Origin of the sequence: Microbacterium gawkjiense (genome assembly GCF_031932225.1) — a bacterium.
Lineage (GTDB): Bacteria > Actinomycetota > Actinomycetes > Actinomycetales > Microbacteriaceae > Microbacterium > Microbacterium gawkjiense.
Genome location: NZ_JAUZVV010000002.1, coordinates 537,584 through 562,941, shown reverse-complemented (window position 1 = coordinate 562,941; position 25,358 = coordinate 537,584). Strand labels below are relative to the sequence as shown.

The window sequence follows — 25,358 nt, the reverse complement described above, 5'->3', positions numbered from 1 at the left end:
AGTCATCCGTCGAGAGGAACCCCGTGACCGTGGCTTCAGACTTCGTCGTCGTGTCCAACCGCCTTCCGGTCGATCGGACGGATGACGAGAACGAGCCGTGGCGGCGGTCCCCGGGCGGACTGGTCACCGCGGTCGATCCGGTGATGCGCCGCAACAACGGTGCCTGGATCGGGTGGCCGGGACAGCCCGGCGTGGAGCTCGATCCGTTCGAGTTCGACGGGCTCCAGCTCGTGCCCGTCACCCTCACCGCGGACGATGTGCAGTTGTACTACGAGGGCTTCTCGAACGACACCATCTGGCCGCTGTACCACGACGTGATCGCAGCCCCGACCTACCACCGCGCGTGGTGGGACGCCTACGTCAAGGTGAACCGCAGGTTCGCGGAGGCCGCTTCCGCGCATGCCGCCGACGGCGCGACGGTATGGGTCCACGACTATCAGTTGCAGCTCGTCCCGAAGATGCTCCGCGAACTCCGACCCGATCTCACGATCGGGTACTTCCACCACATTCCGTTCCCCGCATACGGCCTGTACGCCCAACTGCCGTGGCGCCGGCAGGTCCTCGAGGGCCTCCTCGGCGCCGACGTCATCGGGTTCCAGCGGGTGGCGGATGCCGGCAACTTCGCCCGTGCCGTGCGTCGGCAGCTGGGGTTCGACACCAAGGCCGGTGCGATCTCGGTGCCCACCGCCGACGGGGGAGTGCGCAAGGCCGTGGCCCGGGCCTATCCCATCTCGATCGACGCCGCCGAGTACGAGGAGCTCGCGAATCGGCCGGACATCCAGGCGCGCGCCGCCGAGATCCGCTCGAGCCTCGGCAATCCGAAGGCCATCCTCCTCGGGGTCGACCGGCTCGACTACACGAAGGGCATCCGCCACCGCTTGAAGGCCTACGGCGAACTGCTCGCCGACGGCCGGCTCTCCGTGCACGACGTGACCCTCGTGCAGGTCGCGAGCCCCAGCCGCGAACGCGTGCAGACCTACATGGAGCTGCGCGACGAGATCGAGCTCACCGTCGGTCGCATCAACGGCGACGCCGACGAGCTCGGCTACACCGCGATCCAGTACCTCCACAACTCCTATCCGCGCGAGGAGATGGTCGCCCTCTTCCTCGCGGCGGACGTCATGCTCGTGACGGCCCTCCGCGACGGCATGAACCTCGTCGCGAAGGAATACGTCGCCAGCCGCGTCGACGGGGGCGGTGCCCTCGTGCTGAGCGAGTTCACCGGGGCCGCCGACGAGCTGACCCAGGCGATCAAGGTGAACCCGCACGACATCTCCGGATTGAAGGACGCGATCATGCAGGCGATCGAGATGCCCGAGCGCGAGCGCGAGCGGCGGATGCGGGCGCTGCGGCGTCGGGTGCGGGAGAACGACGTCGCGAAGTGGTCGCAGCGCTTCCTGGCGGACCTCGGTCAGTCGCGCGAGGAGCGGGCGTGACCGGTGTCACCGCGGTCGCCGCGGCCGAGCGCTTACTCGTCGCGCTCGACTTCGACGGCACCGTGTCCCCGCTGGTCGACGAACCGATGACGGCGCGGATGACCCCTGCCGCGCGCGGGGCCGTCGACACCCTCCTGACGACGCCCGATACGTTCGTCGCGTTCGTCTCGGGCCGGACGCTCGCCGACCTCCGGGTGATCTCCGAGCATGAGGACGACTCGCCGATCCTGCTCGCCGGCTCGCACGGGGCCGAGTACTGGATTCCCGGTTCGCCGTCCGAGGGCGACGTCGACGCCGCGGACATCGCGCTGCGCGATCGCCTGCGCGCTGAGGCGGAGCGTCTCGCGAGCGGCCTCTCCGGCGCCTGGATCGAGCCGAAGGCGTTCGGGTTCGGGGTGCACCTGCGCACCGTCGCCGACGCCGATGAGGCCGCCGCGCTGCGCTCGGGCGTCGACGCGATGATGGCGGATGCCGCGCCGCACTGGCGCCGGCGGCAGGGCCACGACATCGTCGAGTACGCCTTCACCGATGCGGGGAAGGATGCCGCCGTCGCCCACCTGCGCGAGGTCGTCGGGGCCACGGCGGTCGTGTTCGCCGGAGACGACGTGACGGATGAGGACGCCCTCCGGTCGCTCGAGCCGCAGGACCTCGGGATCCGCGTCGGTGCGGGGGAGACCGCGGCATCCGTCCGTGTGCGCGACATCGAAGAACTCGCCGGATTGCTGTCGACTCTCGCACGCGAGCGGGTCGCCGCTCGGCAATAGACTTCGAGAATGCCTTCACCCGACGAGACGATCGACATCAAGCCCCGCAGCCGCGCGGTGACCGACGGCATCGAAGCCACCACGTCACGCGGCATGCTCCGCGCCGTGGGCATGGGCGACGAGGACTGGGACAAGCCCCAGATCGGCATCGCATCCAGCTGGAACGAGATCACGCCCTGCAACCTCAGCCTCGATCGGCTGGCGCAGGGGGCCAAGGAGGGCGTGCACGCCGGCGGCGGCTACCCGCTCCAGTTCGGCACGATCTCGGTCTCGGACGGCATCTCGATGGGCCACGAAGGGATGCACTTCTCCCTCGTGAGCCGCGAGGTCATCGCCGACTCCGTCGAGACGGTCATGATGGCCGAGCGTCTCGACGGGTCGGTCCTGCTCGCCGGCTGCGACAAGTCGATCCCGGGCATGCTCATGGCGTCCGCCCGGCTCGACCTCTCGAGCGTCTTCCTCTACGCGGGGTCGATCGCCCCCGGCTGGGTCAAGCTCAGCGACGGCACCGAGAAGGACGTCACGATCATCGACTCGTTCGAAGCGGTCGGCGCGTGCCTGGCCGGCAAGATGAGCGAGGCCGACCTCAAGCGCATCGAGTGCGCGATCGCCCCGGGCGAGGGTGCGTGCGGCGGCATGTACACCGCCAACACGATGGCCTCCGTCGCCGAGGCGCTCGGTCTGAGCCTCCCCGGTTCCGCCGCGCCGCCGTCCGCCGACCGCCGCCGCGACTACTTCGCGCACCGCTCCGGTGAGGCCGTCGTCAACCTGCTGCGCCAGGGGATCACGACCCGCGACATCCTCACCAAGGAGTCCTTCGAGAACGCGATCGCCCTCGCGATGGCGCTCGGCGGCTCGACGAACGTCGTCCTTCACCTGCTGGCCATCGCCCGCGAGGCCGACGTCGACCTCACGCTGCACGACTTCAACCGCATCGGCGACAAGGTGCCGCACGTGGCCGACATGAAGCCGTTCGGGAAGTACGTCATGAACGACGTCGATCGGCACGGCGGCATCCCCGTCATCATGAAGGCGATGCTCGACGAGGGGCTCCTCCACGGCGACGCCCTCACCGTGACCGGCAAGACGCTCGCCGAGAACCTCCGCGACCTCGACCCGGACCCGATCGACGGCACCGTCATCCACACCTTCGACGACCCGATCCACGCCACCGGCGGCATCACGATCCTGCACGGCTCCATGGCGCCCGAGGGTGCCGTCGTGAAGACGGCCGGCTTCGACGCCGCCGTGTTCGAGGGCCCCGCACGCGTCTTCGAGCGCGAGCGCGCCGCGATGGACGCGCTCGAGGAGGGTCGCATCGCCGCCGGCGACGTCGTCGTCATCCGTTACGAGGGCCCGAAGGGCGGCCCCGGCATGCGCGAGATGCTCGCCGTGACCGCCGCCATCAAGGGCGCAGGCCTCGGAAAAGATGTACTACTCTTGACGGACGGACGATTCTCAGGCGGCACAACCGGCCTGTGCATCGGCCACATAGCACCCGAAGCGGTGGACGCTGGTCCCATCGCCTTCGTGCGCGATGGTGATCTGATACGGGTCGATATCGCGGCTCGCTCTCTCGACCTACTCGTCGATGAGGCTGAGCTGAACTCCCGCCGCGACGGCTGGGAGCCCCTTCCCCCGCGCTATACCCGTGGCGTGCTGGCCAAGTACTCGAAGCTCGTGCGCTCCGCCGCGGAGGGCGCGACGACGGGCTAGGCCCCACACACTCCGTCATCCATCACCGCAGAGGTATCACTCATGTCTTCTGACACCGTCGCCGCTGTGCCTCGGCCCCCGGCCGGAGGCCCGTCCACGCCCGTGCTCACCGGAGCGCAGGCCGTCGTCCGCTCGCTCGAGCTCCTGGGCGTCACCGACGTCTTCGGGCTCCCGGGCGGCGCCATCATCGAGGTCTACGACCCGCTGATGGACTCGACCGACCTGCGCCACATCCTCGTGCGCCACGAGCAGGGCGCCGGTCACGCCGCCGAGGGGTACGCCGCGGCATCCGGTCGCGTCGGCGTCGCCATCGCGACGTCCGGCCCCGGCGCCACCAACCTCGTGACGGCTATCGCCGACGCGTACATGGACTCGATGCCCATCGTCTGCATCACGGGCCAGGTGTACTCCACCCTGATGGGAACGGATGCCTTCCAGGAGGCCGACATCGTGGGCATCACGATGCCGATCACCAAGCACTCGTTCCTCGTGAAGGACCCCGCCGAGATCCCGGGCGCCATCGCCGCGGCCTTCGAGATCGCCTCGACGGGTCGCCCCGGCCCCGTGCTCGTGGACATCACGAAGGATGCGCAGCAGGCCAAGGCGCCGTTCGTGTGGCCGCCGAAGATCGACCTGCCCGGCTACCGGCCCGTCACCAAGGCGCACGGCAAGCAGATCCAGGCCGCGGCGCAGCTGATCTCCGAGGCCAAGAAGCCCGTCCTCTACGTGGGCGGCGGTGTGGTCCGCGCGGGAGCCGCCGGCGAGCTCCGTCGCTTCGCCGAGGCGACCGGCGCTCCCGTGGTCACGACGCTCATGGCGCGCGGCGCGTTCCCCGACTCGCACCCGCAGCAGTTGGGCATGCCCGGCATGCACGGCACGGTGCCCGCTGTGCTCGCGCTGCAGGAGTCCGACCTGATCGTCGCCCTCGGTGCCCGATTCGACGACCGCGTGACCGGCAAGGCGGCCCTGTTCGCCCCGCACGCGAAGGTTGTCCACGTCGACATCGACCCCGCCGAGATCTCGAAGATCCGCTCCGCCGACGTCCCCATCGTGGGTGACCTGAAGGACGTGCTCGTCGATCTCGACGCGGCCTTCGCCGGTGTCGCGAAGCCCGACATCTCGGAGTGGTGGTCCTACCTCGACGGCCTCCGCACCGAGTTCCCCCTGGGCGCCGCACCGACGAGCGACGGCCTCCTCTCGCCGCAGCACGTCATCCAGCGCATCGGCGAGCTCACCGGCCCCGAAGGCGTGTTCGCCGCCGGCGTCGGCCAGCACCAGATGTGGGCCGCGCAGTACATCGGTTACGAGCGCCCGAACGCGTGGCTCAACTCCGGCGGCGCCGGCACGATGGGCTACGCCGTGCCCGCGGCCATGGGCGCGAAGGTCGCCCAGCCCGACCGCACGGTGTGGGCGATCGACGGCGACGGCTGCTTCCAGATGACCAATCAGGAACTCGCCACCTGCGCGATCAACGACATCCCGATCAAGGTCGCGATCATCAACAACTCCTCGCTCGGCATGGTGCGGCAGTGGCAGACGCTCTTCTACGACGGCCGCCACTCGAACACCGACCTGAACACGGGTCACGACACCATCCGCATCCCGGACTTCGTCAAGCTCGCCGAGGCGTACGGCTGCCTCGCAATCCGTGTCGAGAAGGAGGAGGACGTGGATGCCGCGATTCGCACCGCCCTCGACACCAACGACCGCCCGGTCGTGATCGATTTCGTCGTGAGCGCCGACGCGATGGTGTGGCCGATGGTGCCCCAGGGGGTCAGCAACAGCTACATCCAGTACGCACGCGAGCACGCGCCGGCCTTCGAGCAGGGGGAGTGACGATGAGCAAGCACGTCCTGAGCCTCCTCGTCGAGGACAAGCCCGGTCTCCTCACCCGCGTCGCCGGCCTCTTCGCGCGCCGCGGCTTCAACATCGACTCCCTCGCCGTGGGGGTGACCGAGGTGCCCGGACTCTCGCGCATCACGGTCGTCGTCGACGTCGAGGAGCTGCCGCTCGAGCAGGTGACGAAGCAGCTGAACAAGCTCGTCAACGTCATCAAGATCGTCGAGCTCGACTACGCGACCTCCGTCCAGCGCGAGCACATGCTCGTGAAGGTCCGCGCCGACAACCAGACGCGCTCGAACGTGATCGAGGTCGTCAACCTGTTCCGCGCCTCGGTCGTCGACTACGCCACCGACGCGCTCGTCGTCGAGGTGACGGGCGACCGCGGCAAAGTCGACGCCTTCCTCAAGGCCCTCGAGCCGTTCGGCATCAAGGAGCTCGCCCAGTCCGGCATGGTCGCCATCGGCCGCGGCGGCAAGAGCATCACCGAGCGCGTCCTGCGCGGCTGACCCCACAACTTCTCTACCGACATCTACAAGGAGACACACACGAACATGGCTGAGATCCTCTACGACGCCGACGCCGACATCTCGCTCATCCAGGGCAAGAAGGTCGCCATCGTCGGGTACGGCTCGCAGGGCCACGCCCACGCCCAGAACCTCCGCGACTCCGGCGTCGAGGTCGTCATCGCCCTCAAGGAGGGCTCGAAGTCCGCGCCGAAGGCGTCGGAGGACGGCTTCGAGGTCAAGTCCGTGGCGGATGCCGCCGAGTGGGCCGACCTCATCATGATCCTCGCGCCCGACCAGCACCAGCGCGGAATCTTCAACGACGAGATCAAGCCGCACCTCGCCGCCGGCAAGACCCTCGCCTTCGCCCACGGCTTCAACGTGCGCTTCGGCTACATCGAGGTCCCCGACGACGTCGACGTCATCCTCGTCGCCCCGAAGGCCCCCGGCCACACGGTGCGCCGCGAGTTCGTCGCGGGGCGCGGCATCCCCGACATCATCGCCGTCGAGAAGGACGCCTCCGGCCAGGCCTGGGACGTCGCCCTCTCTTACGCGAAGGCCATCGGCGGCACCCGCGCCGGGGTCATCAAGACCACCTTCACCGAGGAGACCGAGACCGACCTGTTCGGTGAGCAGGCCGTCCTCTGCGGCGGTGTGTCGCAGCTCGTCCAGTACGGCTTCGAGACGCTGTCCGAGGCGGGATACCAGCCCGAGATCGCCTACTTCGAGGTGCTCCACGAGCTGAAGCTCATCGTCGACCTCATGTGGGAGGGCGGCATCGCCAAGCAGCGCTGGTCGGTCTCCGACACGGCCGAGTACGGCGACTACGTGTCGGGCCCGCGCGTCATCGACCCGCGCGTCAAGGAGAACATGGCCGCCGTCCTCGCCGACATCCAGTCCGGCGCGTTCGCGAAGCGTTTCATCGACGACCAGGACAACGGCGCCGTCGAGTTCCAGGAGCTCCGCTCCAAGGCCGCGGCCCACCCGATCGAGGCGGTCGGCAAGGACCTGCGCGCCCTGTTCGCGTGGAAGCAGCAGGACACCGACTACACCGAAGGCTCCGCCGCGCGCTGACCTTCGGCATCCCGCCCTCGGCGCATCCGCCGGGACCGGCTTTTCGCGAGCCACGGAGGCCCGACCCTTACAAGGGGTCGGGCCTTCGGCGTCGGTAGACTCGGAGCGTGGCTTCCGACCCTCACGACGACGAGGACGCCTTCCGCTGGGAGGGCGACGATTCGCCGACGCGTCCGGCGCGTCCCGAGCGCACCGGCGCTGCGCTCCCCGACGGGTGGCGTGCCGTCGGGAAGGGGAGTGAGACCACTCCCGGCGACGACGTCGCCCCCGCGCCGGAGGCGGTGACGACGGCGGACGCGGATGCGGAGCCGGCACCCCTCGGCAACGTCGCCCTCGTGTCCCTGGGGCTCCTCGGCGGCATCTACCTGCTCTACACCGTGGGGTGGCTGCTCGGGAGCTCGCGGCTGGCGGCGGCGACGTCGTTCTGGCTGGAGCCGGCGGCCGTCGTGCCGGCGCTGTGGGTCGCGGTCGCGGCCCCCGCCCTCTGGTTCGGCGGCGTCATGCTGCTCACCCGCGCGTCCGCCGCGTGGGTGAGGTTCGCGTGGCTGGTCGTCGGAGTGTTCCTGCTCCTGCCGTGGCCCTTCGTGATCGGAGTCTGATCGTGACGACCTCGAACCAGGCGGTGCGCCGTGGTCCGTCCTGGCTGCCCGCCGCCGTCGCCGGTGTCTTCGGCCTGTTCTACGCGTACGCGGTCTGGACGGCCGTCGCCTTCCTGCTCGCGCAGGCCACGGGCGTCGAGGGCCTGAACGGCGGCGGATGGGCGATCCTGCTGTTCTCCGTCGTCTTCCCGATCATCGTGTTCGTCGCCGGAGTCGTCCTCGCGCGGCGACGCCCGGTGCTCCACCTCGCGGTCGTCCTCCTCGTGGGGCTCGGTCTCGTCGCCGTGTTCTGGCTGAACATCCTCACCTACGCGATCACGAACGGGAACTCGCTCGTCGGATCGTGACGGGTGTCACACGGTCGGGGGCGGTCGTGGGTCTTCGCTAGGCTGGGCGTGCCGCGTACCGTCGTCGGTCACCTCTCGGTCGGCTCCGTGGCGATCCACCCCCGCGTACCCGAAGGTCTGCCGTGCCCAAGCCTGTCGTCCTCATCGCCGAAGAACTCTCTCCCGCCACGATCGAGGCCCTCGGCCCCGACTTCGAGGTCCGATCCGTCGACGGAGCCGACCGTGCGGCGCTCCTCCCGGCGCTCGCGGACGCCGACGCGGTCCTCATCCGCTCGGCCACGAAGATGGATGCCGAGGCGATCGCCGCCGCGCCGTCGCTCAAGGTCATCGCGCGCGCCGGTGTCGGCCTCGACAACGTCGACATCAAGGCGGCCACCAGCGCCGGCGTGATGGTCGTCAACGCCCCGACGTCGAACATCATCTCCGCCGCCGAGCTCACCGTCGGCCACATCCTGAGCCTCGCGCGTCACATCCCGGCTGCGCACTCCTCCCTCGCCGCCGGCGCCTGGAAGCGCTCGTCGTTCACGGGCACCGAGCTGTACGAGAAGACGGTCGGCATCATCGGCCTTGGGCGGATCGGCGCACTCATCGCGGCCCGCGTGCAGGCCTTCGGGGTCTCCGTGGTCGCTTACGACCCCTACGTCACGCCGACGCGTGCCCAGCAGCTGGGTGTGCAGCTCGTCAGCCTCGACGAGCTGCTGCGGACGAGCGACTTCGTCACGATCCACATGCCCAAGACCCCTGAGACGACGGGCATGATCGGGGCCGCGCAGTTCGAGATCATGAAGGACTCGGCCTATGTCGTGAACGTCGCCCGCGGCGGCCTCATCGACGAGGAGGCCCTGTACACCGCGCTGACGACGGGCCAGATCGCCGGCGCCGGACTCGACGTCTTCACGAGCGAGCCGCCCGCGCAGGACGGCACGGCCTTCCCGCTGCTGTCGCTCCCGAACGTCGTCGTGACCCCGCACCTCGGGGCCTCGACGGAGGAGGCGCAGGAGAAGGCCGGCGTCTCGGTCGCCAAGTCCGTCAAGCTCGCCCTCGAGGGCGACCTGGTGCCCGACGCCGTGAACGTCGCCGGTGGCGTCATCGACCCCTTCGTGCGCCCCGGCATCGCGCTCGTCGAGCAGCTCGGCCAGATCTTCACCGGGCTCGCACCGAGCGCACTGACGAGCCTCGACATCGAGGTGCGCGGCGAACTGGCCGACTACGACGTGAGCGTCTACCGCCTGGCCGCGCTCAAGGGCATCTTCACCAACATCGTGAGCGAGAACGTCTCGTACGTGAACGCGCCGCTCTTCGCGGAGCAGCGCGGCATCGAGACCCGCCTCATCGTGGAATCCGAGAGCCCGCTGTACCGCAACATCACGATCCTGCGCGGCACGCTGTCCGACGGCACCGTCCTCACGGTCGAAGGCACCCTCGCCGGCACGCGGATGGTGCCCAAGGTCGTCGGCATCAACGGCTACGAGGTCGAGGTCCCGATCAGCCGGTACCACGTCGTCATGCGCTACGCCGACCGCCCGGGCATCGTCGCGATCTACGGCCAGAAGTTGGGCGAGGCGGGCATCAACATCGCCGGCCTGCAGGTCGCGCGACCGGACGCGAGCGGCCGCGCGCTGTCCGTGCTGACGGTCGACTCGCCGATCCCCGAGGCGATGCTCGACGAGCTGCGCGACGCCGTCGCCGCCGACCTGTTCCGGCAGATCGAGCTCAGCGAGGTCTGACCCGTCTCGGCATCCGCTGTTCCCCTGTCACGACGCGCCGTGCGCGGCGGCGGTTTGCGACAGGGGAGCGGATGCGGCTAGCGCGCGGCGCGCTCGACAAGGGCGATCAGCGCGTCGAGCTCGGCGCCGCGGGGGAGAGGGCCGGGGATCGCGCCCGTCGCGAGCGCGCTGTTGAAGTACAGGCCGTCGCTGACGAGCAGCACGAGCTGCAGCGCGGTCTCGTCTCGGGTGTGGGGGCGGAGGGCCTCCTCCCAGAGCTCCCGCACCCGCCGCAGGGCGTCGGAGGCCTCGGCGTGGCCGGTCTGCGCCAGGCGGGACGCGGCGATGATGGCTCGATCCAACGGCGACCCGGTGTGCACCGACGTCCGCACGAAGGCCGCGACGACGCCTTCGGGAGCCCGGAGCATGTCCTCCACGTCGATCTCGACGAGGCGCCTCATCCGTTCCAGCAGCGCGGCTTCGAGCGCGTCCTTCGACGCGTAGTGGTAGAGCAGGCCGCCCTTGGAGACCCCGGCGGCGGCGGCGACGGCCTCCATCGTCGCGCCGCGGGCGCCGCCGTCGATGAGCGCCGCCTCGAACGCGTCGAGGACGCTCTCCTTGGCTTTCGGTGGTCTGCCCATGCTCCGATCCTCTCGCGGGTGAGCGCCTGACTCTGTTACTATACCGGCTGGACGGTGTACTAATGATGACGTTGACGGAAGAGATCCGAACGACCGATGCGGCGGGCACGCGCCAGGGATGGCGCGGGTGGGCGGCGCTGGCCGTGCTGATGCTGCCTGTGCTCCTGGTGTCGGTCGACAACACGGTGCTGAGCTTCGCGCTGCCCGAGATCGCGCGCGACCTGACCCCGACGAGCGCGCAGCAGCTGTGGATCATCGACGTCTACCCGCTCGTGCTCGCCGGCCTCCTCGTGACGATGGGATCGCTGGGCGACCGGTTCGGCCGCCGCCGCATGCTGATGATCGGCGCGACCGGGTTCGCCGCGGTGTCGGCGCTGGCTGCCTTCGCCCCCTCGGCCGAGCTCCTCATCGCCGCACGCGCGACGATGGGCCTGTTCGGCGCGATGCTCATGCCGTCGACGATGTCGCTGCTGCGAAGCATCTTCACCGACCGCGACCAGCGACGCCTCGCGATCGCCGTGTGGGCATCGATGTTCTCGGCCGGATCCGCGCTGGGACCGATCGTCGGCGGTGTGCTCCTCGAGCACTTCGCGTGGGGTTCGGTGTTCCTGCTCGCCGTGCCGGTCCTCATCCCGCTGCTGGTGCTCGCGCCCCTCCTCGTGCCCGAGAGTCGCGACCCGCACCCCGGTCGCATCGACCCCGTCAGCATCGTCCTCAGCATGGCGACGATGGTGCCGGTCGTCTACGCGATCAAGGAGGTCGCCGTCCACGGTCCGGGGCCGATCCCGCTGGTGCTCGTGCTCGTCGGGCTGGCCTTCGGGTGGATCTTCGTGCGCCGCCAGCTGCGCTCCGAGAGCCCGATGCTCGACATGCGCCTGTTCCGTCGCGGCGCGTTCACCGGCGCGCTCCTCGTGAACCTGCTGAGCGTGGTCGCCCTCGTCGGCTTCCTCTACTTCGTGACCCAGCATCTGCAGCTGATCGTCGGGTTGAGCCCGCTGCAGGCGGGCCTCGCCCTCGTGCCCGGGCTCGCGCTCATGATCGTGTCGGGTCTCGCCGTCGTGCCGGTCTCCCGCCGGGTGTCGCCCCGGGTGGTCGTCCCCGTCGCGCTCGCCCTGTCGGTCGCGGCGTACGTCGTGATCGCGGTGTCGACGGATGCCGCGGCCCTCGGCATCCTCATCGCCGCCTTCGCCCTGCTCGGCATCGGCATCGGTGCGGCCGAGACGGTGTCCAACGAACTCATCCTGGCCACCGCGCCGCCCGCGAAGGCGGGAGCGGCGAGCGCCGTGTCCGAGACTGCGTACGAGCTCGGTGCCGTGCTCGGGACCGCGGTGCTCGGCGGCATCCTCACCGCCCTCTACCGCGCCGGACTCGTCCTCCCGGACGGTGTGCCGGCGGGCGCGGCTGCAGCGGCGCGCGAGACGCTCGGCGGCGCGGTCACCGTCGCGGACGGACTCCCGGGTGCGCTGGGCGACCGCGTCGTCGAGGCCGCGGCATCCGCCTTCGATGCGGGCGTGGGCGTCACCTCGATCATCGGAGCCGTCCTGGTCGTCTGCGCGGCCGTCATCGCGGCCACTACGCTGAAGGGAACCCGCACCCCGCGCGTCGAGGACTGACCGCGCGGGTTCCCCCGAGAACGAGGAGAGCGATGTCGCGCGTCGTGAAGCTGGCCGTCATCCCCGGAGACGGCATCGGTCCGGAGGTCGTCGCAGAGGCCGAGAAGGTGCTCGACGCCGTGATCGAGGGAGCCGAGGTGACGTTCGAGAAGACCCGGTTCTCCCTGGGCGCCGCCCGCTACCTCGAGACGGGTGACACCCTGACCGACGAGGACCTCGCCGCGATCGCCGCGCACGACGCGGTCCTCCTCGGTGCCGTGGGCGGGATGCCGGGGGACCCCCGTCTGAAGGACGCGAACATCGAGCGGGGCCTGCTGCTCAAGCTGCGTTTCGCGCTGGACCACTACGTCAACCTCCGCCCGTCGGTCCTGTACCCGGGTGCCTCGGGTCCGCTCGCGGAGCCGGGGGAGATCGACTTCGTCGTGGTGCGCGAGGGCACCGAAGGCCCCTACGTGGGCAACGGCGGCTCGATCCGCACCGGCACGCCGCACGAGATCGCGAACGAGACCTCCGTGAACACGGCGTTCGGGGTCGAGCGGGTCGTCCGGTTCGCCTTCGCGCAGGCGCAGAAGCGCCGTCGGAAGCTGACCCTCGTGCACAAGACCAACGTGCTCGTCCACGCCGGCGGCATGTGGAAGCGGATCGTCGACGAGGTGGCCGCGGAGCACCCGGACGTGGCCGTAGACTACCTGCACGTCGACGCGGCGACGATCTTCCTGGTCACGAACCCGGGCCGCTTCGACGTGATCGTCACCGACAACCTCTTCGGCGACATCCTGACCGACTTGGCCGGCGCCGTCACCGGAGGCATCGGCCTCGCCGCTTCGGGGAACATCAACCCCGACGGCGCGTTCCCGTCGATGTTCGAGCCCGTGCACGGTTCCGCGCCCGACATCGCCGGACAGCAGATCGCCGATCCCACCGCTGCGATCCTCTCCGTCGCCCTGCTGCTCGACCACCTCGGACTGCAGGGCGAGGCCGAGCGCGTCACCCGCGCGGCCCGCGAGGATATCGAGAGCAGGGACGGCACCGCCCGCACGACCGCGCAGGTCGGCGACGCCATCACCGCACGCCTCCGGGCGTAATCTGAGTGGATGCGCGCCGCGCAGACGCCGCGCGAGGAACAGGACTGACATGACCCTCACCGACTCGACCGCAGCCCCCCTCACCTTCTCGGTGACGAAGAACCTGGCTGCCGCTTCGCCGTCCGCCCGCGAGGAGATCCTCGCGAACCCTGGCTTCGGCACGAACTTCACCGACCACATGGTCGACATCTGCTGGTCGTCCAAGGGCGGCTGGCACCGTCCCCGCGTCTCGCCGTACGGCCCGATCTCGCTCTCGCCCGCCGCCGCCGTGCTGCACTACGGCCAGGAGATCTTCGAGGGCATCAAGGCGTACCGTCACGCGGACGGCTCGATCCACACGTTCCGGCCCGAGGAGAACGCGCGGCGCCTGCAGCGCTCCGCACGCCGCATGGCGCTCCCCGAGCTCCCCGTCGAGTACTTCCTGCAGTCGCTGCGGGAACTCATCGCCGTCGACGGCGACTGGGTGCCCTCGGGCGCCGACCAGAGCCTCTACCTGCGGCCGTTCATGTTCGCGAAGGAGGCGTTCCTCGGTGTGCGCCCGGCCGAGAAGGTCGCCTACTACCTGATCGCGAGCCCCGCGGGTGCCTACTTCAAGGGCGGCGTGACCCCCGTGAAGATCTGGCTGAGCGAGGACTATGCCCGCGCAGGCAAGGGCGGCACCGGCGCGGCCAAGACGGGCGGCAACTACGCCGCGAGCCTCCTGCCGCAGGCCGAGGCGTACGAGAAGGGCTGCGACCAGGTGGTCTTCCTCGACGAGGACGGCAACGTCGAGGAGCTCGGCGGTATGAACGTCGTCTTCGTCATGAAGGACGGCACCCTCGTGACCCCCGAGTCGGAGTCGATCCTCGCCGGCATCACGCGTGACTCGATCCTCCGACTCGCCGAGGACCGCGGGCACCGCGTCGAGCGACGTGCCGTCTCCCTCGCCGAGTGGCGTGAGGGTGTCGCCTCGGGAGAGATCGTCGAGGTCTTCGCGTGCGGTACCGCCGCCGTGGTGACCCCCATCGGCGCGCTCAAGGCCTCCGGCTTCGAGGACGCGCAGCCCACAGGCACGCTCGCCCTCGAGCTGCGCCAGCACCTGACCGATATCCAGTACGGGCGTGTCGAGGACGTCCACGGCTGGCTCACCCGGCTGGACGGCTGATCCGTGCGCATCGTCCGTTACAGCCGCAACGAGGCCATCCGCTACGGGATCATCGACGAGAAGGAGGTCGTCGAGCTCGCCGGCGACCCGATGTTCACCGGGTTCGAGACGACGGGTGAGCGGATCCCGCTCGCCGAGATCACGCTCCTCGCGCCCTCGATTCCGCGCTCGAAAATCGTCTGCGTCGGCAAGAACTACCGTGATCACGCCGCCGAGATGGGTGGGGAAGCGCCCACCGAACCGCTGCTGTTCCTCAAGCCCAACACGTCCGTGATCGGCCCCGACGACGCGATCGTGCGGCCGCCGCAGTCGCAGCGCACCGATTACGAGGGCGAGCTCGCCGTCGTCATCGGGCGGGTCGCGAAGAACGTCCCCGCCGACAAGGCGCTCGACTACGTGTTCGGGTACACGATCGGCAACGACATCACGGCGCGCGACCTGCAGCGCTCGGATGGCCAGTGGTCCCGCGCCAAGGGATTCGACACGTTCTGCCCGCTCGGACCGATCATCGAGACCGAGTTCGACCTCGACGGTGGAGCGCGCATCGTGTCGCGCGTGAACGGCGAGGTCCGTCAGGACGGTCCGATCTCCGACATGGTCCACACGGTACCGGACATCATCGCCTACGCCTCGGCGGCGTTCACGCTGCTGCCCGGCGACGTCATCCTGACCGGTACGCCGGCCGGGATCGGCGAGTTCCACGCCGGCGACGTCCTCGAAGTGGAGATCTCGGGCCTCGGCATCCTGCGCAACACGGCGCGGAATGCCTGAAGAAGGACTGCTCTCCCTCACAACGACCGATGTCGCGCGCATCCAGCGGCGCACCGTCACCGTCCTCGCGGCGGGGCAGGTCCTCGGCGGTGTCGCGTTCGGCGCGACGGTGTCGCTGGGGGCGCTCCTGGCTGCCGACCTGTCGGGCCAGGAGTCACTGTCGGGGTTCGCGACGGCATCCGTCACCCTCGGCGCCGCGCTCTGCGCGATCCCGCTCGCCCGGCTCGCGGCGGCGCAGGGGCGGCGCCGGGCGCTGACCCTCGGCAACCTGCTCGCCCTCGTGGGGATCGCGGTCGTCATCACGGCCGCGGCGCTCCGCGCCTTCCCCCTGCTCCTGGTCGGCGTGATCCTCATCGGCGCCGGCAACGCCGGCAATCTGCAGTCCCGGTTCGCGGCGACCGACCTCTCGGGGCAGGGGCGGCGGGGGCGCGACCTCGGCACGGTCGTGTGGGCGACCACGGTCGGGGGCGTGGTCGGTCCGCTCATGCTCACACCGGGGGAGGCCGTCGGCGGATGGCTCGGAATGCCGCCCCTCACGGGTTCGTACGCGTTCTCGATCGTCGCGCAGACCCTCGCCCTGGCGCTCTACCTGGTGGCGCTGCGCCCCGACCCGCTGAAGGTCGCGCAGCAGGTCGCGCGGTCGCGCGATCCCCGGGACCCGCAGATCGACGAGCCGGACCGTCCCGTCGTCGCCCGCTACGCCGTGTTCGCGGTGGCGGGCTCGCACGTGACGATGGCCTCCGTCATGGCGATGACCCCGGTGCACCTCTCCCACCTCGACCCCCGCAACGTGACGACGATCGTCGGCGTCACGATCGCGCTCCATGTGTTCGGGATGTACGGGCTGTCGCCGGTCTTCGGCATCCTGGCCGACCGGTGGGGGCGTCTGCAGACGATCCTCCTGGGGCAGGGCATCCTGGCCGCGTCCCTCGTGACGGCGGCGGTCGCCCCGAACTCGCCCACCGCGGTCCTGATCGCCCTGCTGCTGCTCGGTCTCGGGTGGAGCGCGGCGACCGTGGGCGGCGCGGCGCTGCTGACCGAGGCGACGCCGACCGAACTGCGTCCCCGCAGGCAGGGGCGCAGCGACACGGCGATGACGCTGTCGGCGGCGATCGGATCGGTGCTCGCGGGCGGCATCCTGAGCCTCATCGGCTACGGCGGGCTCGCCCTCGTCGCCCTTGCGGTGGTCGCCGCGATCACCGTCCTCTCGCCCTACGCCCGGCGCTGAGGGCGCGGGGCGGGAGCGGCGCCGGTCGTAGACTTGACGGCGATGTCCACTGCACCGCACCCTCTCACTACGACCGCCTCCGGCTCCGACGTCCGCGTCCGGTTCTGCCCCTCGCCGACGGGGCTCCCGCACGTCGGGATGGTCCGCACCGCCCTGTTCAACTGGGCGTACGCGCGGCACACCGGCGGCAAGATGATCTTCCGCGTCGAGGACACGGATGCCGCTCGCGACAGCGAGGAGAGCTATCGCCAGCTCGTCGACGCCCTGACCTGGCTCGAGATCGACTGGGACGAGGGCGTCGAGAAGGGCGGCCCGCACGAGCCGTACCGGCAGTCGCAGCGCCACGACATCTACCGCGAGGTGCTCGACACGCTGATCGCGACCGGCGCCGTGTACGAGTCGTACTCGACGGCCGAGGAGATCGACGCCCGCAACGAGGCCGCCGGCCGCGCCAAGCAACTCGGCTACGACAACTTCGACCGCACGCTGACGGACGAGCAGAAGGCCGCGTTCCGCGCCGAGGGCCGCGAGCCCGCCTGGCGACTGCGCGTGCCGGACGAGGACGTCACTTACGTCGACCTCATCCGCGGCGAGGTCACCTTTCCGGCCGGATCGTTCCCCGACTTCGTCGTCGTGCGCGCCGGCGGCGTGCCGCTGTACACGTTCACCAACCCCGTCGACGACGCCCTGATGGGGATCACCCATGTGCTCCGCGGCGAGGACCTCATGCCCTCCACCGCCCGTCAGCTCGCCCTCTACAGCGCGCTCATCGACGCGGGGGTGACGACCTTCGTGCCCCGCTTCGCGCACATGCCGCTCGTGCTGGGCGAGGAGGGCACGAAGAAGCTCTCCAAGCGCGACCCGAAGGCCGACCTCTTCCTGCAGCGCGAGAAGGGTTTCATCCACGAGGGGCTCCTGAACTACCTCGCCCTCCTCGGCTGGTCGATCGCGCCGGACCGCGACGTCTTCTCGCGCCAGGAGCTCATCGAGGCGTTCGACATCGTGAACGTGAACCCCAACCCCGCCCGCTTCGACCAGAAGAAGGCCGAGTCGATCAACGGTGACCACATCCGGATGCTGGACCCCGCCGACTTCGCGTCGCGCCTGGTCCCGTACCTGGTCGGCGCCGGCGTCGTCAGCACGCCTCCCACCGACGCGCAGCGCGAGCTGCTCGCGAAGGCTGCCCCGCTCGTCCAGGAGCGGATGCAGATGCTCGGCGACGCTCCGGGGCTGCTCGGATTCCTCTTCCGAGACGTGGAGGCGTACGACGAGGACGCGGTGAAGGGACTACCCGCGAACACCGCCGAGGTGCTCGCCGCCTCTATCGACGCGCTGCAGGCGGTGCCGGAGGACGCCTTCACCGCCGAGGCGATCCAGGCGGCACTGGCGGCATCCCTCATCGACGGGTTGGGCCTGAAGCCCCGCGTCGCCTACGGACCCGCGCGCGTCGCACTGAGCGGCCGGCGCGTCTCGCCGCCGCTGTTCGAGTCGATGGAGCTGCTGGGCAAGTCCGTCACGCTCGACCGTCTCGAGCGCCTGCGCGCCGAGCGCAGCTGAGACGCGACGCGCTCGGGATGCGCGTCCGGTTTGGCCGGGGCCGCACCGTGGGCTAAGCTTGATCCTCGGTACGACTCCGGTTGAAACCCGGTGGGGTATGGTGTAATTGGCAACACGGCTGATTCTGGTTCAGTTGTTCTTGGTTCGAGTCCAGGTACCCCAGCAAGTAGAAAACCCCCGCTCCGGCGGGGGTTTTGCTTTGCTGGAACCGGTGCGCGGATCAGCGCAACAGGCGCACAATGGTCGCATGGGACTCTTCACGCAGCGACCCGAAGAACCGTCGGAATGGGCAGGGCTCCCCGCCGAACCGATGGAGCCACGAAACCCCGTGGAGCGGCTGGGAGACGGGCCCGCGGTCTCGGACTGGTCTCCGGACCTGCTCTCCGTGTCGCCCGCCACGGCGACGTGGATCGAGATCCCCGTCGATCCCGCACCCGAGCCGGACGGCGCCGACGGGGACTGACCCTGCTCAGCGCATCGCGTCGCCGATGTAGGAGTACTTGACGAAGACCTCCGAGGCCCACCCGGCCTCTTCGAGCACGCCCTGCACGGCGGTCAGCATGTACTTCGAATCCCAACCGAGGTAGAGGTACCGCCCCTCGTCGAGGGTGTCCCACTGGCCGTTCCACGCCATCGCCGGGTACACGGGTCCGCCCTGGCGGGCGCTGTAGTCGACGACACTCTGCCGCGAGTCGGCCCAGAGCCTCGCGAACACGCGGTTGAACAGGTAGCGGACGTCCCGCACGTCCCAGTGCTCGCCGCGGTACTCGACGTAGTCGAACTCGCGCTGCCAGCCGCGGGGCCAGCCGCGCCGCTTCTTGGCGTCGAGGATCGGCGTGAGGTTGTCGTCGTCGATCCCCACCACGGCGGGGCGGCGCCACGCGTCCATGAAGCGCGCGGTCAGCTGCTCGGTGCGTTCGGCGATCCGAGCCGTCGTCCAGGTCTCGGCATCCGCGATCCGACGCGTGAACTCGAGGCCGCTCGACGCGTAGGCACTTCGCTTCGCGGGGAAGGAGGCGTCGAACACCCGATCGGCGGCGTCCTCCTCGAGGAGCGTCAGGTTGCCGAGCGTGTTCACGAGGGCGCGGTGCGCGTTCTGTTCGTCGTCGCTGAGGTCGGCCCAGCGCCGGGCACCGTCGCCGGTCCACTCGTCGGAGGGCGCCGCGGGGAGGACGTGCTCGAGGACGACGTCCGCGTCGTCGTCGACCTCCGCCAGGCGCGCGAGGACGAAACCCGCGTGGGGAAGTTCGCCGTAGCGCAGACCCACCCGGGTCCGCTCGTCCGAGGGCGTGATGCGGGCGATGGCGAGCACGAGCGCCTCCATCCCCTCATCCGCCGCGCGGCAGAAGCGCGCGACGAGCCGGTCTACGGACAGGCCGACGACGGTCCGGCGCAGCAGCAGGGACTCCACATGCGTCAGGGCGAGCAACAGATCGGATGCCGAGAGCTCACCGTGCAGGTGGTCCCGGTACAGCCGCATCGCGAGGGGATACATGCCGCGGCCCAGCGTGTTGATCGCGGCGAAATGGCGTGCGATGCCCGCATCCGTCGCCGAGCCCGGTTCGAGCAGGAGCCGGTAGATCTCCGACAGCTCACGCCACTCTTGCGCGGAGGCACGCAGCGTCGTCCGATCCAAGCGCGGGAACTCGTGGCGGAACGCGTCGTAGACACCGCGCTCGCCCTCGACGAGCACCTCGCGCCCTGTCAGCATGACGAGGTAGTCCCGCCAGAAGGCACCGATCTGCTCGCCCGTGTTCGCCTCGATCGCGAGCCAGTACTCGTTCTCGATCTCGCTCTGCTCGGCGTGCGTGAGGCCCATCAGCACGTAGTTGTGGATCAGCTCGTGGTCGCGCAGCGGTTCGCCCGTCGAGTTGAGGCTCTCGAAGATCTGCTGCGCGTTCGCCTGCCCGCCGAGGGTGATCGACACGTGCTCCAGCTTGCGCAGGCCGCGCCAGATGTCGGCGGCCTCGTCGGGCCGGATCTGGCTCCGGAAGAACGCGTAGTTGTCATCGAAGCGCGACACGCGGTCGGTGTCGGCGGGGGAGCGGCGGTCGAGCACGACGCTCTCGAAGACGTCCGCCCAGGCGCGGTGGGGACGCAGCTTCGTCCGCGCCGGCTCGCCGTGACGCACCAGCACCGCCTCGAGTTCGGCGGCGAGGCCCGGATCGTCGTCGCGGAGGGTGTGGTGGAGCGCCGCGACCAGCAGCATCAGCGTCGTGACGCGCTGCTGCCCGTCGATGAGGACGAGGTGGGCGTCGTCCTCCGCCGACGTACTGGCGGTCGAGAGGATGGAGCCGATGAAGTGCGTGTGACCGTCTTCACCTGCGGCTGCGGCGCGGATGTCGCCGAGAAGCTGCTCGCACCCGCCGATGTCCCAGCGGTACTGCCGCTGATAGACCGGCACGACGATCGTGGTGTCCGAGGCGGAGAGCCAATCGATCGTGTTGACGGCGGTCGCATCGACGTTCGTGGCGCTGCTCATGTTCCTCGAATCGCTCCTCGAATTTCCCGGTCGAGTCTACTGACGCTCCCAGAACGCCTAGGTAGGCTTGCCTAAGTCGGGCCTGTAAAAACTTCGCTCGCCCGACAGAAAGGTTGATCCGCATGGGTTACATCAAGAGTGCTCTGCTCGAGGAGACCGGCTACGCCGTCCTCGACATGTACGGCAAGCACATCGATCCGAAGGAATGGCTCGACGTCGAGTACGTCGACTGGAAGTCGTCGGGGGACACCCGCTTCGCACCGCTCGCCTCGGCCAAGGGTGAGATCGAGTGCAACGGCTTCTGGAACCACCAGCCGCCGCGCACCGACAAGGACGGTGTCTGGATCCCCTCGCAGACCGAGAAGGCGCCCACGCTCACCGAGCGCGCGCTCGAGCCGGGCTCGAACGTCGGACGCTGCCGCATCATCGAGCTGCAGCCGAACACCTACGCAGACGCGCTCTACAACCTGCACCAGGACGACAACAATCGGCTGAACCCCGACGGCACCGGCTGGGTCGTCCGGAGCTTCTTCAACCTCACCGACGACAAGGACAGCTTCTTCGTCCTGCGTGACAACCGCACCGACCCGAGCGGCGAAACCCGCATCGCCCTGCCCGCCGGCGCGCAGCTCGTCATCGACACGCAGCGTCTGTGGCACGCCGCCTACCACCCCGGCGACGCCCCGCGGTACTGCCTCATCACGTCGTGGGAGTCCGGCCCCGAGCTCGACGCCTACATGGAGAAGTACAACGGCGTGAACAAGGTCGAGAGCGTTCCGCTCGACCAGGAGACCATCGACGCCGCGCAGGCCGAGCAGGAGCGGCGCATCGCCGCCCGCGCCGCCGCGCTCGCGGCTCGCGGTCAGCGCGAGGTCCTCGCGATGAGCGAGGCCTGACTCGCTTCCCCCCGACGACGCCCCCGGTCCTCGGCCCGGGGGCGTCGTCGCGTAAGCGGTTCTTGTTTCGTGTGGTTTTGTGTTGTAACGTGTGGTCTTGTTCGAGGAGGACCACATGTACGCAACGGAGCGCCAGCAGCAGATCGAGCAGCTGATCGCCACGGACGGGCGCGTCGCCGTTCTCGACCTCGCCGACCGCTTCGGGGTCACCACCGAGACGGTCCGTCGCGATCTCGCCGCCCTCGAGCGTGTCGGCCTCGTCCGCCGCGTCCACGGCGGCGCCGTCCACCGGGCTCGCGCGAGCACCGCCGAGGTCTCGGTCGCCGAGCGGGCGGGACAGCGCAGCGGCGCGAAGCAGACCATCGCCCGTGCCGCAGTCGACCTGCTCGGCGCCGAGCTCGACGGCGCCCTCTACCTCGACGCCGGCACGACGACCGGCGCCATCGCCCAGCTCCTCGCGACCGGGCCGCACCCCGCCGGCGACCTCGAGGTCGTCACGCACTCCATGTCCGTCGCCCACATCCTCGCCGGCGCCCCCGCCGTGGGACTGACGGCGATCGGCGGGCGGGTGCGCGGGCTCACCGCAGCCGCCGTCGGAGCGCAGACGGTAGAGGCGATCGGCCGACTCCGGCCCGACATCGCCTTCATCGGCACGAACGGCGTCTCCGCCGCATTCGGCCTCAGCACGCCGGATCCCGACGAGGCGGCCGTCAAGCGCGCCATCGTCGCGTCGGCCCGCCGCATCGTGGTCGTCGCCGACGGCGACAAGTTCGACGCGGAGCTCCTCGTCTCGTTCGCGTCGCTGACGGACGTCGACGTCCTCCTGACCGACACGGCGCCGACGGGAGCCCTCGCCGCCGCACTCCGCGACGCCGACGTGGAGGTGCAGGTCGCGTGATCGTCACCCTCACCACCAACCCGTCCCTCGATCGCACGATCTCCCTCGCCGCGCCCCTGCAGGTGGGCGAGGTGCAGAGCGCGCTCGGCGTCCGCGAGGATGCGGGCGGCAAGGGGATCAACGTCGCGCGGGTGGTCGCCGCGGCATCCCGTCCCACCCTCGCCGTCCTGCCGCTCGATCCCCGCGATCCGTTCGCGGGCGCCCTGGCGGCCACCGGCGTCCCGACGCGGACCGTCGCCCACGACGGCGCCACCCGCGCGAACATCACGATCGCCGACCACGCCGGAACCACGACGAAGCTGAACCTGCCGGGCGCCGCGTTCACGGAAGAGGATGCCGCAGCCCTGACCGCCGCGGTCGTCGCCGCGTCGGAGGCCGCGTCGTGGCTGGTGCTCGCCGGATCGCTCGCGCCGGGCCTGCCCGTGGACTACTACGTGAGCGTGATCGAGGCGGTCCGTGCGGCCTGGGGACCCTCCGCTCCGCGCATCGCGGTCGACACCTCGGGGCCTGCCCTGGCCGCCGTCGTCGCCGCCGGGCGCCCCGACCTGATCAAGCCCAACGACGAGGAACTCGCCGAACTCACCGGTCGCGGCCTCGACGCGGAGCTCGAGCTCCCCGACGCCGTCGCGCGGATCGCGCGCCGGCTGGTCCCGGCATCCGTCGCCGTCGCCCTCGTGACGCTCGGGGGCGACGGAGCCGTCCTCGTCACCGCCGACGGCGCGTGGCACGGCACACCGCCCCCGACGCGCGTGCGCAGCACAGTGGGGGCCGGCGACAGCTCGCTCGCCGGCTACCTGCTCGCCGAGACGACCGGCGCCGCACCGGAGGAGCGCCTGCGCTCCGGCATCCGCTACGGATCCGCGGCTGCGTCGCTTCCGGGCACCCAACCTCCCACCCCCCACGACCTGTCGACCGGCGCGGTGCCGGTGCGACTCCTCTCGCAGGACAACCCGACCACTGGAGGTCACCGTGACTGAGATCATCACCGCGGAACTCGTCAGTATCGACGAGCCGCTCGGCGCCGACAAGCGCGCCGTCATCGACGCCCTCGCCCAGCGCGTCGCGGCGCAGGGGAGGGCCACCGACGGCGCCCGCCTGGCCGACGACGCCTGGGCGCGCGAGGAGAAGGACGAGACCGGCCTGCCCGGCGGCATCGCCATTCCGCACGCGAAGAGCGCCGCCGTCACGCAGGCCTCTCTGGCCTTCGCGCGGCTGAACCCCGGCGTCGACTTCGGTGCCGAGGACGGCGGCGCCGACCTCGTCTTCCTCATCGCCGCTCCCGACACCGCCGCCGAGGAGCACCTCGCCGTGCTCTCCAAGCTCGCCCGCAGCCTCATGCGCGACGACTTCACGGCGGGCCTGCGCGCCGCATCGACCCCCGACGAGGTCGTCGCCATCGTCCGCGACGCCATCTCCGACGTGCCCGCCGCCGAGGCCCCCGCCTCGCGCGCCGAGGCGCGCGCTGCGGCACCGGCCGCCGCCGCCTCCGCCGACGACGCGCTCCTGATCGACGGCCGCCCCGCGCGCATCGTCGCGGTCACGGCGTGCGCCACCGGCATCGCCCACACCTTCATGGCCGCCGACGCCCTGACGGCGACCGGCCAGAAGGAGGGTGTCGACCTCACCGTCGAGCCCCAGGGATCGAGCGGCTACAAGGCGATCGACCAGCGCATCATCGACGAGGCCGATGCCGTCATCTTCGCCGTCGACGTCGACGTCCGCGAGCAGGCGCGCTTCGCCGGCAAGCCGGTCGTCCGGGCTGGGGTCAAGCGCGGGATCGAGCAGCCCGCCCAGATGATCCGCGAGGCCGTCGCGGCCGCGAAGAACCCGAACGCCGCGCGCGTGTCGGGTTCGGCGACGGCGAGCACGGCGTCCGCGGCCGCACCGACCTCTCTGGGCGGGGCGATCAAGCGCTCGCTCCTCACCGGTGTCAGCTACATGATCCCGTTCGTCGCCGGCGGCGGTCTGCTGATCGCGCTGGGGTTCGCGATGGCCGGCTATGAGATCGCCAACACCGCCGACGGCCAGACGGTGAACAACGCGGTGTACACGCTGCAGAACTTCACACTGGCGAATTTGCCGCCCGAGGGGCTCCTGTACTACCTGGGAGCGGTGGCGTTCCAGATCGGTGGTCTGTCTTTCGGCTTCCTCGTGCCGGCCCTCGCGGGTTACATCGCCTACGGTCTCGCCGACCGTCCGGGCATCGCGCCCGGGTTCGTCGCGGGTGCGACGGCGGTGTTCATGGGCGCCGGATTCATCGGCGCCATCGTCGGCGGTCTGCTCGCCGGCCTCGCGGCGTGGTGGCTGAACCGCCTCGACGTACCACGCTGGCTGCGCGGCCTCATGCCGGTCGTCATCATCCCGCTGCTCGGGTCGATCTTCGCCTCCGGGCTCCTGCTGCTCGTGTTCGGCGGACCGATCGCCGCACTCACGGTCGCGCTGAACGGCTGGCTCGCGGGGCTCACCGGGGCCGGCGTCATCCTGCTCGGCATCATCCTGGGTCTCATGATGTGCTTCGACCTCGGTGGCCCGGTCAATAAGGTCGCGTACGGTTTCGCGACGGCGAACCTCGCGGCGGGCATCGCCGGCGACGAGCGTTACCTGCAGATCATGGCCGCCGTCATGGCTGCGGGGATGGTCCCGCCGCTCGCGATGGCGCTCGCCTCGACCGTCCTCGGCCGCAAGCTGTTCACGGCGCCCGAGCGCGAGAACGGCAAGGCCGCCTGGCTGCTCGGCGCCGCCTTCATCTCCGAGGGGGCGATCCCCTTCGCGGCTGCCGACGTGTTCCGTGTCATCCCGGCCATGATGCTCGGCGGTGCCGTGACCGGTGCGCTGTCGATGGCCTTCGCGGTCACCTCCCGCGCTCCGCACGGCGGCGTGTTCGTCTTCTTCGCGATCGACAACTTCTGGCTGTGGCTGGTCGCGATCGCGGCGGGCACCGTCGTCAGCGCCGTCGCCGTCGTGGTCCTGAAGCGCTTCGTCCGCCGCCGCCCGATCGAGGCGGATGTGCCCGCCGTCGCCGCCACGGCATAGTCTCGATACACCGACTCAAGGAG

General features: G+C 70.3%; 22 protein-coding genes and 1 tRNA gene. 21 read left to right on the top strand and 2 right to left on the bottom strand.

The window, feature by feature from the left end:
- The first annotated feature begins 23 nt into the window (after nt 1-23).
- The 9 genes from Q9S71_RS10870 to serA all read left to right on the top strand — a co-directional run bounded on the left by Q9S71_RS10870 (nt 24) and on the right by serA (nt 10,008).
- Nucleotides 24-1,436 carry an alpha,alpha-trehalose-phosphate synthase (UDP-forming) gene (locus Q9S71_RS10870; RefSeq protein WP_064001907.1) on the top strand — a complete coding sequence of 471 codons (1,413 nt, stop codon included), beginning with the start codon at nt 24-26 and terminating at the stop codon, nt 1,434-1,436.
- Nucleotides 1,433-2,200: a trehalose-phosphatase gene (gene otsB / locus Q9S71_RS10865; RefSeq protein ID WP_311862331.1), complete on the top strand. Its 768-nt coding sequence runs from the start codon at nt 1,433-1,435 to the stop codon at nt 2,198-2,200. Before Q9S71_RS10870 ends, otsB begins: the two co-directional genes overlap by 4 nt.
- Nucleotides 2,201-2,209: 9 nt before the next feature.
- Nucleotides 2,210-3,916, top strand: a complete 1,707-nt coding sequence (gene ilvD / locus Q9S71_RS10860) for a dihydroxy-acid dehydratase (protein ID WP_064001909.1) — start codon at nt 2,210-2,212, stop codon at nt 3,914-3,916.
- 42 nt (nt 3,917-3,958) lie between these two features.
- A complete protein-coding gene (locus Q9S71_RS10855; RefSeq protein WP_217530092.1) occupies nt 3,959-5,752 on the top strand; it encodes an acetolactate synthase large subunit in 1,794 nt (597 codons plus the stop codon).
- Nucleotides 5,753-5,754: 2 nt separating this feature from the next.
- Nucleotides 5,755-6,264, top strand: a complete 510-nt coding sequence (gene ilvN / locus Q9S71_RS10850; protein ID WP_217530089.1) for an acetolactate synthase small subunit — start codon at nt 5,755-5,757, stop codon at nt 6,262-6,264.
- Nucleotides 6,265-6,309: 45 nt separating this feature from the next.
- Nucleotides 6,310-7,335 (top strand): ketol-acid reductoisomerase, encoded by a 1,026-nt coding sequence (gene ilvC / locus Q9S71_RS10845; RefSeq protein WP_311862325.1) that lies wholly within the window; start codon nt 6,310-6,312, stop codon nt 7,333-7,335.
- A 107-nt stretch (nt 7,336-7,442) separates the two neighbouring features.
- Nucleotides 7,443-7,934: a DNA polymerase III subunit gamma/tau gene (locus Q9S71_RS10840; protein ID WP_311862323.1), complete on the top strand. Its 492-nt coding sequence runs from the start codon at nt 7,443-7,445 to the stop codon at nt 7,932-7,934.
- A 2-nt stretch (nt 7,935-7,936) separates the two neighbouring features.
- Nucleotides 7,937-8,281, top strand: coding sequence for a hypothetical protein (locus tag Q9S71_RS10835; RefSeq protein WP_311283847.1), 345 nt, complete (start codon nt 7,937-7,939; stop codon nt 8,279-8,281).
- Between the two features lie 122 nt (nt 8,282-8,403).
- The gene (gene serA, locus Q9S71_RS10830; RefSeq protein ID WP_311862321.1) at nt 8,404-10,008 is read left to right on the top strand and encodes a phosphoglycerate dehydrogenase; all 1,605 of its coding nucleotides are present in this window, start codon (nt 8,404-8,406) and stop codon (nt 10,006-10,008) included.
- A 77-nt stretch (nt 10,009-10,085) separates the two neighbouring features.
- Here the strand turns inward: serA and Q9S71_RS10825 are convergent, their stop codons facing one another.
- A complete protein-coding gene (locus Q9S71_RS10825) occupies nt 10,086-10,628 on the bottom strand; it encodes a TetR/AcrR family transcriptional regulator (protein WP_311862319.1) in 543 nt (180 codons plus the stop codon).
- Between the two features lie 65 nt (nt 10,629-10,693).
- Here Q9S71_RS10825 and Q9S71_RS10820 point away from each other — a divergent pair, with 65 nt between their 5' ends.
- From Q9S71_RS10820 to Q9S71_RS10785, 8 genes are all read left to right on the top strand, one after another.
- On the top strand, nt 10,694-12,241 hold the full coding sequence (locus Q9S71_RS10820; RefSeq protein WP_311862318.1) for an MFS transporter: 1,548 nt from the start codon (nt 10,694-10,696) through the stop codon (nt 12,239-12,241).
- Between the two features lie 32 nt (nt 12,242-12,273).
- Nucleotides 12,274-13,326, top strand: a complete 1,053-nt coding sequence (locus tag Q9S71_RS10815) for a 3-isopropylmalate dehydrogenase (protein WP_311862316.1) — start codon at nt 12,274-12,276, stop codon at nt 13,324-13,326.
- Between the two features lie 49 nt (nt 13,327-13,375).
- On the top strand, nt 13,376-14,470 hold the full coding sequence (locus tag Q9S71_RS10810; protein ID WP_217530058.1) for a branched-chain amino acid aminotransferase: 1,095 nt from the start codon (nt 13,376-13,378) through the stop codon (nt 14,468-14,470).
- Between the two features lie 3 nt (nt 14,471-14,473).
- Nucleotides 14,474-15,241, top strand: a complete 768-nt coding sequence (locus Q9S71_RS10805) for a fumarylacetoacetate hydrolase family protein (RefSeq protein WP_311862315.1) — start codon at nt 14,474-14,476, stop codon at nt 15,239-15,241.
- A complete protein-coding gene (locus Q9S71_RS10800) occupies nt 15,234-16,469 on the top strand; it encodes an MFS transporter (RefSeq protein ID WP_311862314.1) in 1,236 nt (411 codons plus the stop codon). The genes Q9S71_RS10805 and Q9S71_RS10800 overlap by 8 nt, the downstream gene beginning before the upstream one ends.
- 42 nt (nt 16,470-16,511) lie before the next feature.
- Nucleotides 16,512-18,026, top strand: coding sequence for a glutamate--tRNA ligase (gene gltX, locus Q9S71_RS10795; protein WP_311862313.1), 1,515 nt, complete (start codon nt 16,512-16,514; stop codon nt 18,024-18,026).
- A 91-nt stretch (nt 18,027-18,117) separates the two neighbouring features.
- A tRNA-Gln gene (locus tag Q9S71_RS10790) sits at nt 18,118-18,189 on the top strand.
- Nucleotides 18,190-18,273: 84 nt separating this feature from the next.
- On the top strand, nt 18,274-18,489 hold the full coding sequence (locus tag Q9S71_RS10785) for a hypothetical protein (RefSeq protein WP_217530051.1): 216 nt from the start codon (nt 18,274-18,276) through the stop codon (nt 18,487-18,489).
- Between the two features lie 6 nt (nt 18,490-18,495).
- On the opposite strand, the gene Q9S71_RS10780 is transcribed toward Q9S71_RS10785, so the two are convergent.
- Nucleotides 18,496-20,508, bottom strand: a complete 2,013-nt coding sequence (locus Q9S71_RS10780; protein WP_311862312.1) for a DUF262 domain-containing protein — start codon at nt 20,506-20,508, stop codon at nt 18,496-18,498.
- 122 nt (nt 20,509-20,630) lie between these two features.
- On the opposite strand from Q9S71_RS10780, the gene Q9S71_RS10775 reads away from it, so the two are divergent.
- From Q9S71_RS10775 to Q9S71_RS10760, 4 genes are all read left to right on the top strand, one after another.
- Nucleotides 20,631-21,404: a hypothetical protein gene (locus Q9S71_RS10775; protein WP_064001925.1), complete on the top strand. Its 774-nt coding sequence runs from the start codon at nt 20,631-20,633 to the stop codon at nt 21,402-21,404.
- A 115-nt stretch (nt 21,405-21,519) separates the two neighbouring features.
- The gene (locus tag Q9S71_RS10770) at nt 21,520-22,302 is read left to right on the top strand and encodes a DeoR/GlpR family DNA-binding transcription regulator (protein ID WP_311862311.1); all 783 of its coding nucleotides are present in this window, start codon (nt 21,520-21,522) and stop codon (nt 22,300-22,302) included.
- Nucleotides 22,299-23,279, top strand: coding sequence for a 1-phosphofructokinase family hexose kinase (locus tag Q9S71_RS10765; RefSeq protein WP_311862310.1), 981 nt, complete (start codon nt 22,299-22,301; stop codon nt 23,277-23,279). Before Q9S71_RS10770 ends, Q9S71_RS10765 begins: the two co-directional genes overlap by 4 nt.
- Complete coding sequence (locus tag Q9S71_RS10760; RefSeq protein WP_311862309.1) at nt 23,272-25,335, top strand: PTS fructose transporter subunit IIABC; 2,064 nt, start codon at nt 23,272-23,274, stop codon at nt 25,333-25,335. Before Q9S71_RS10765 ends, Q9S71_RS10760 begins: the two co-directional genes overlap by 8 nt.
- The last annotated feature ends 23 nt before the right edge of the window (nt 25,336-25,358 follow it).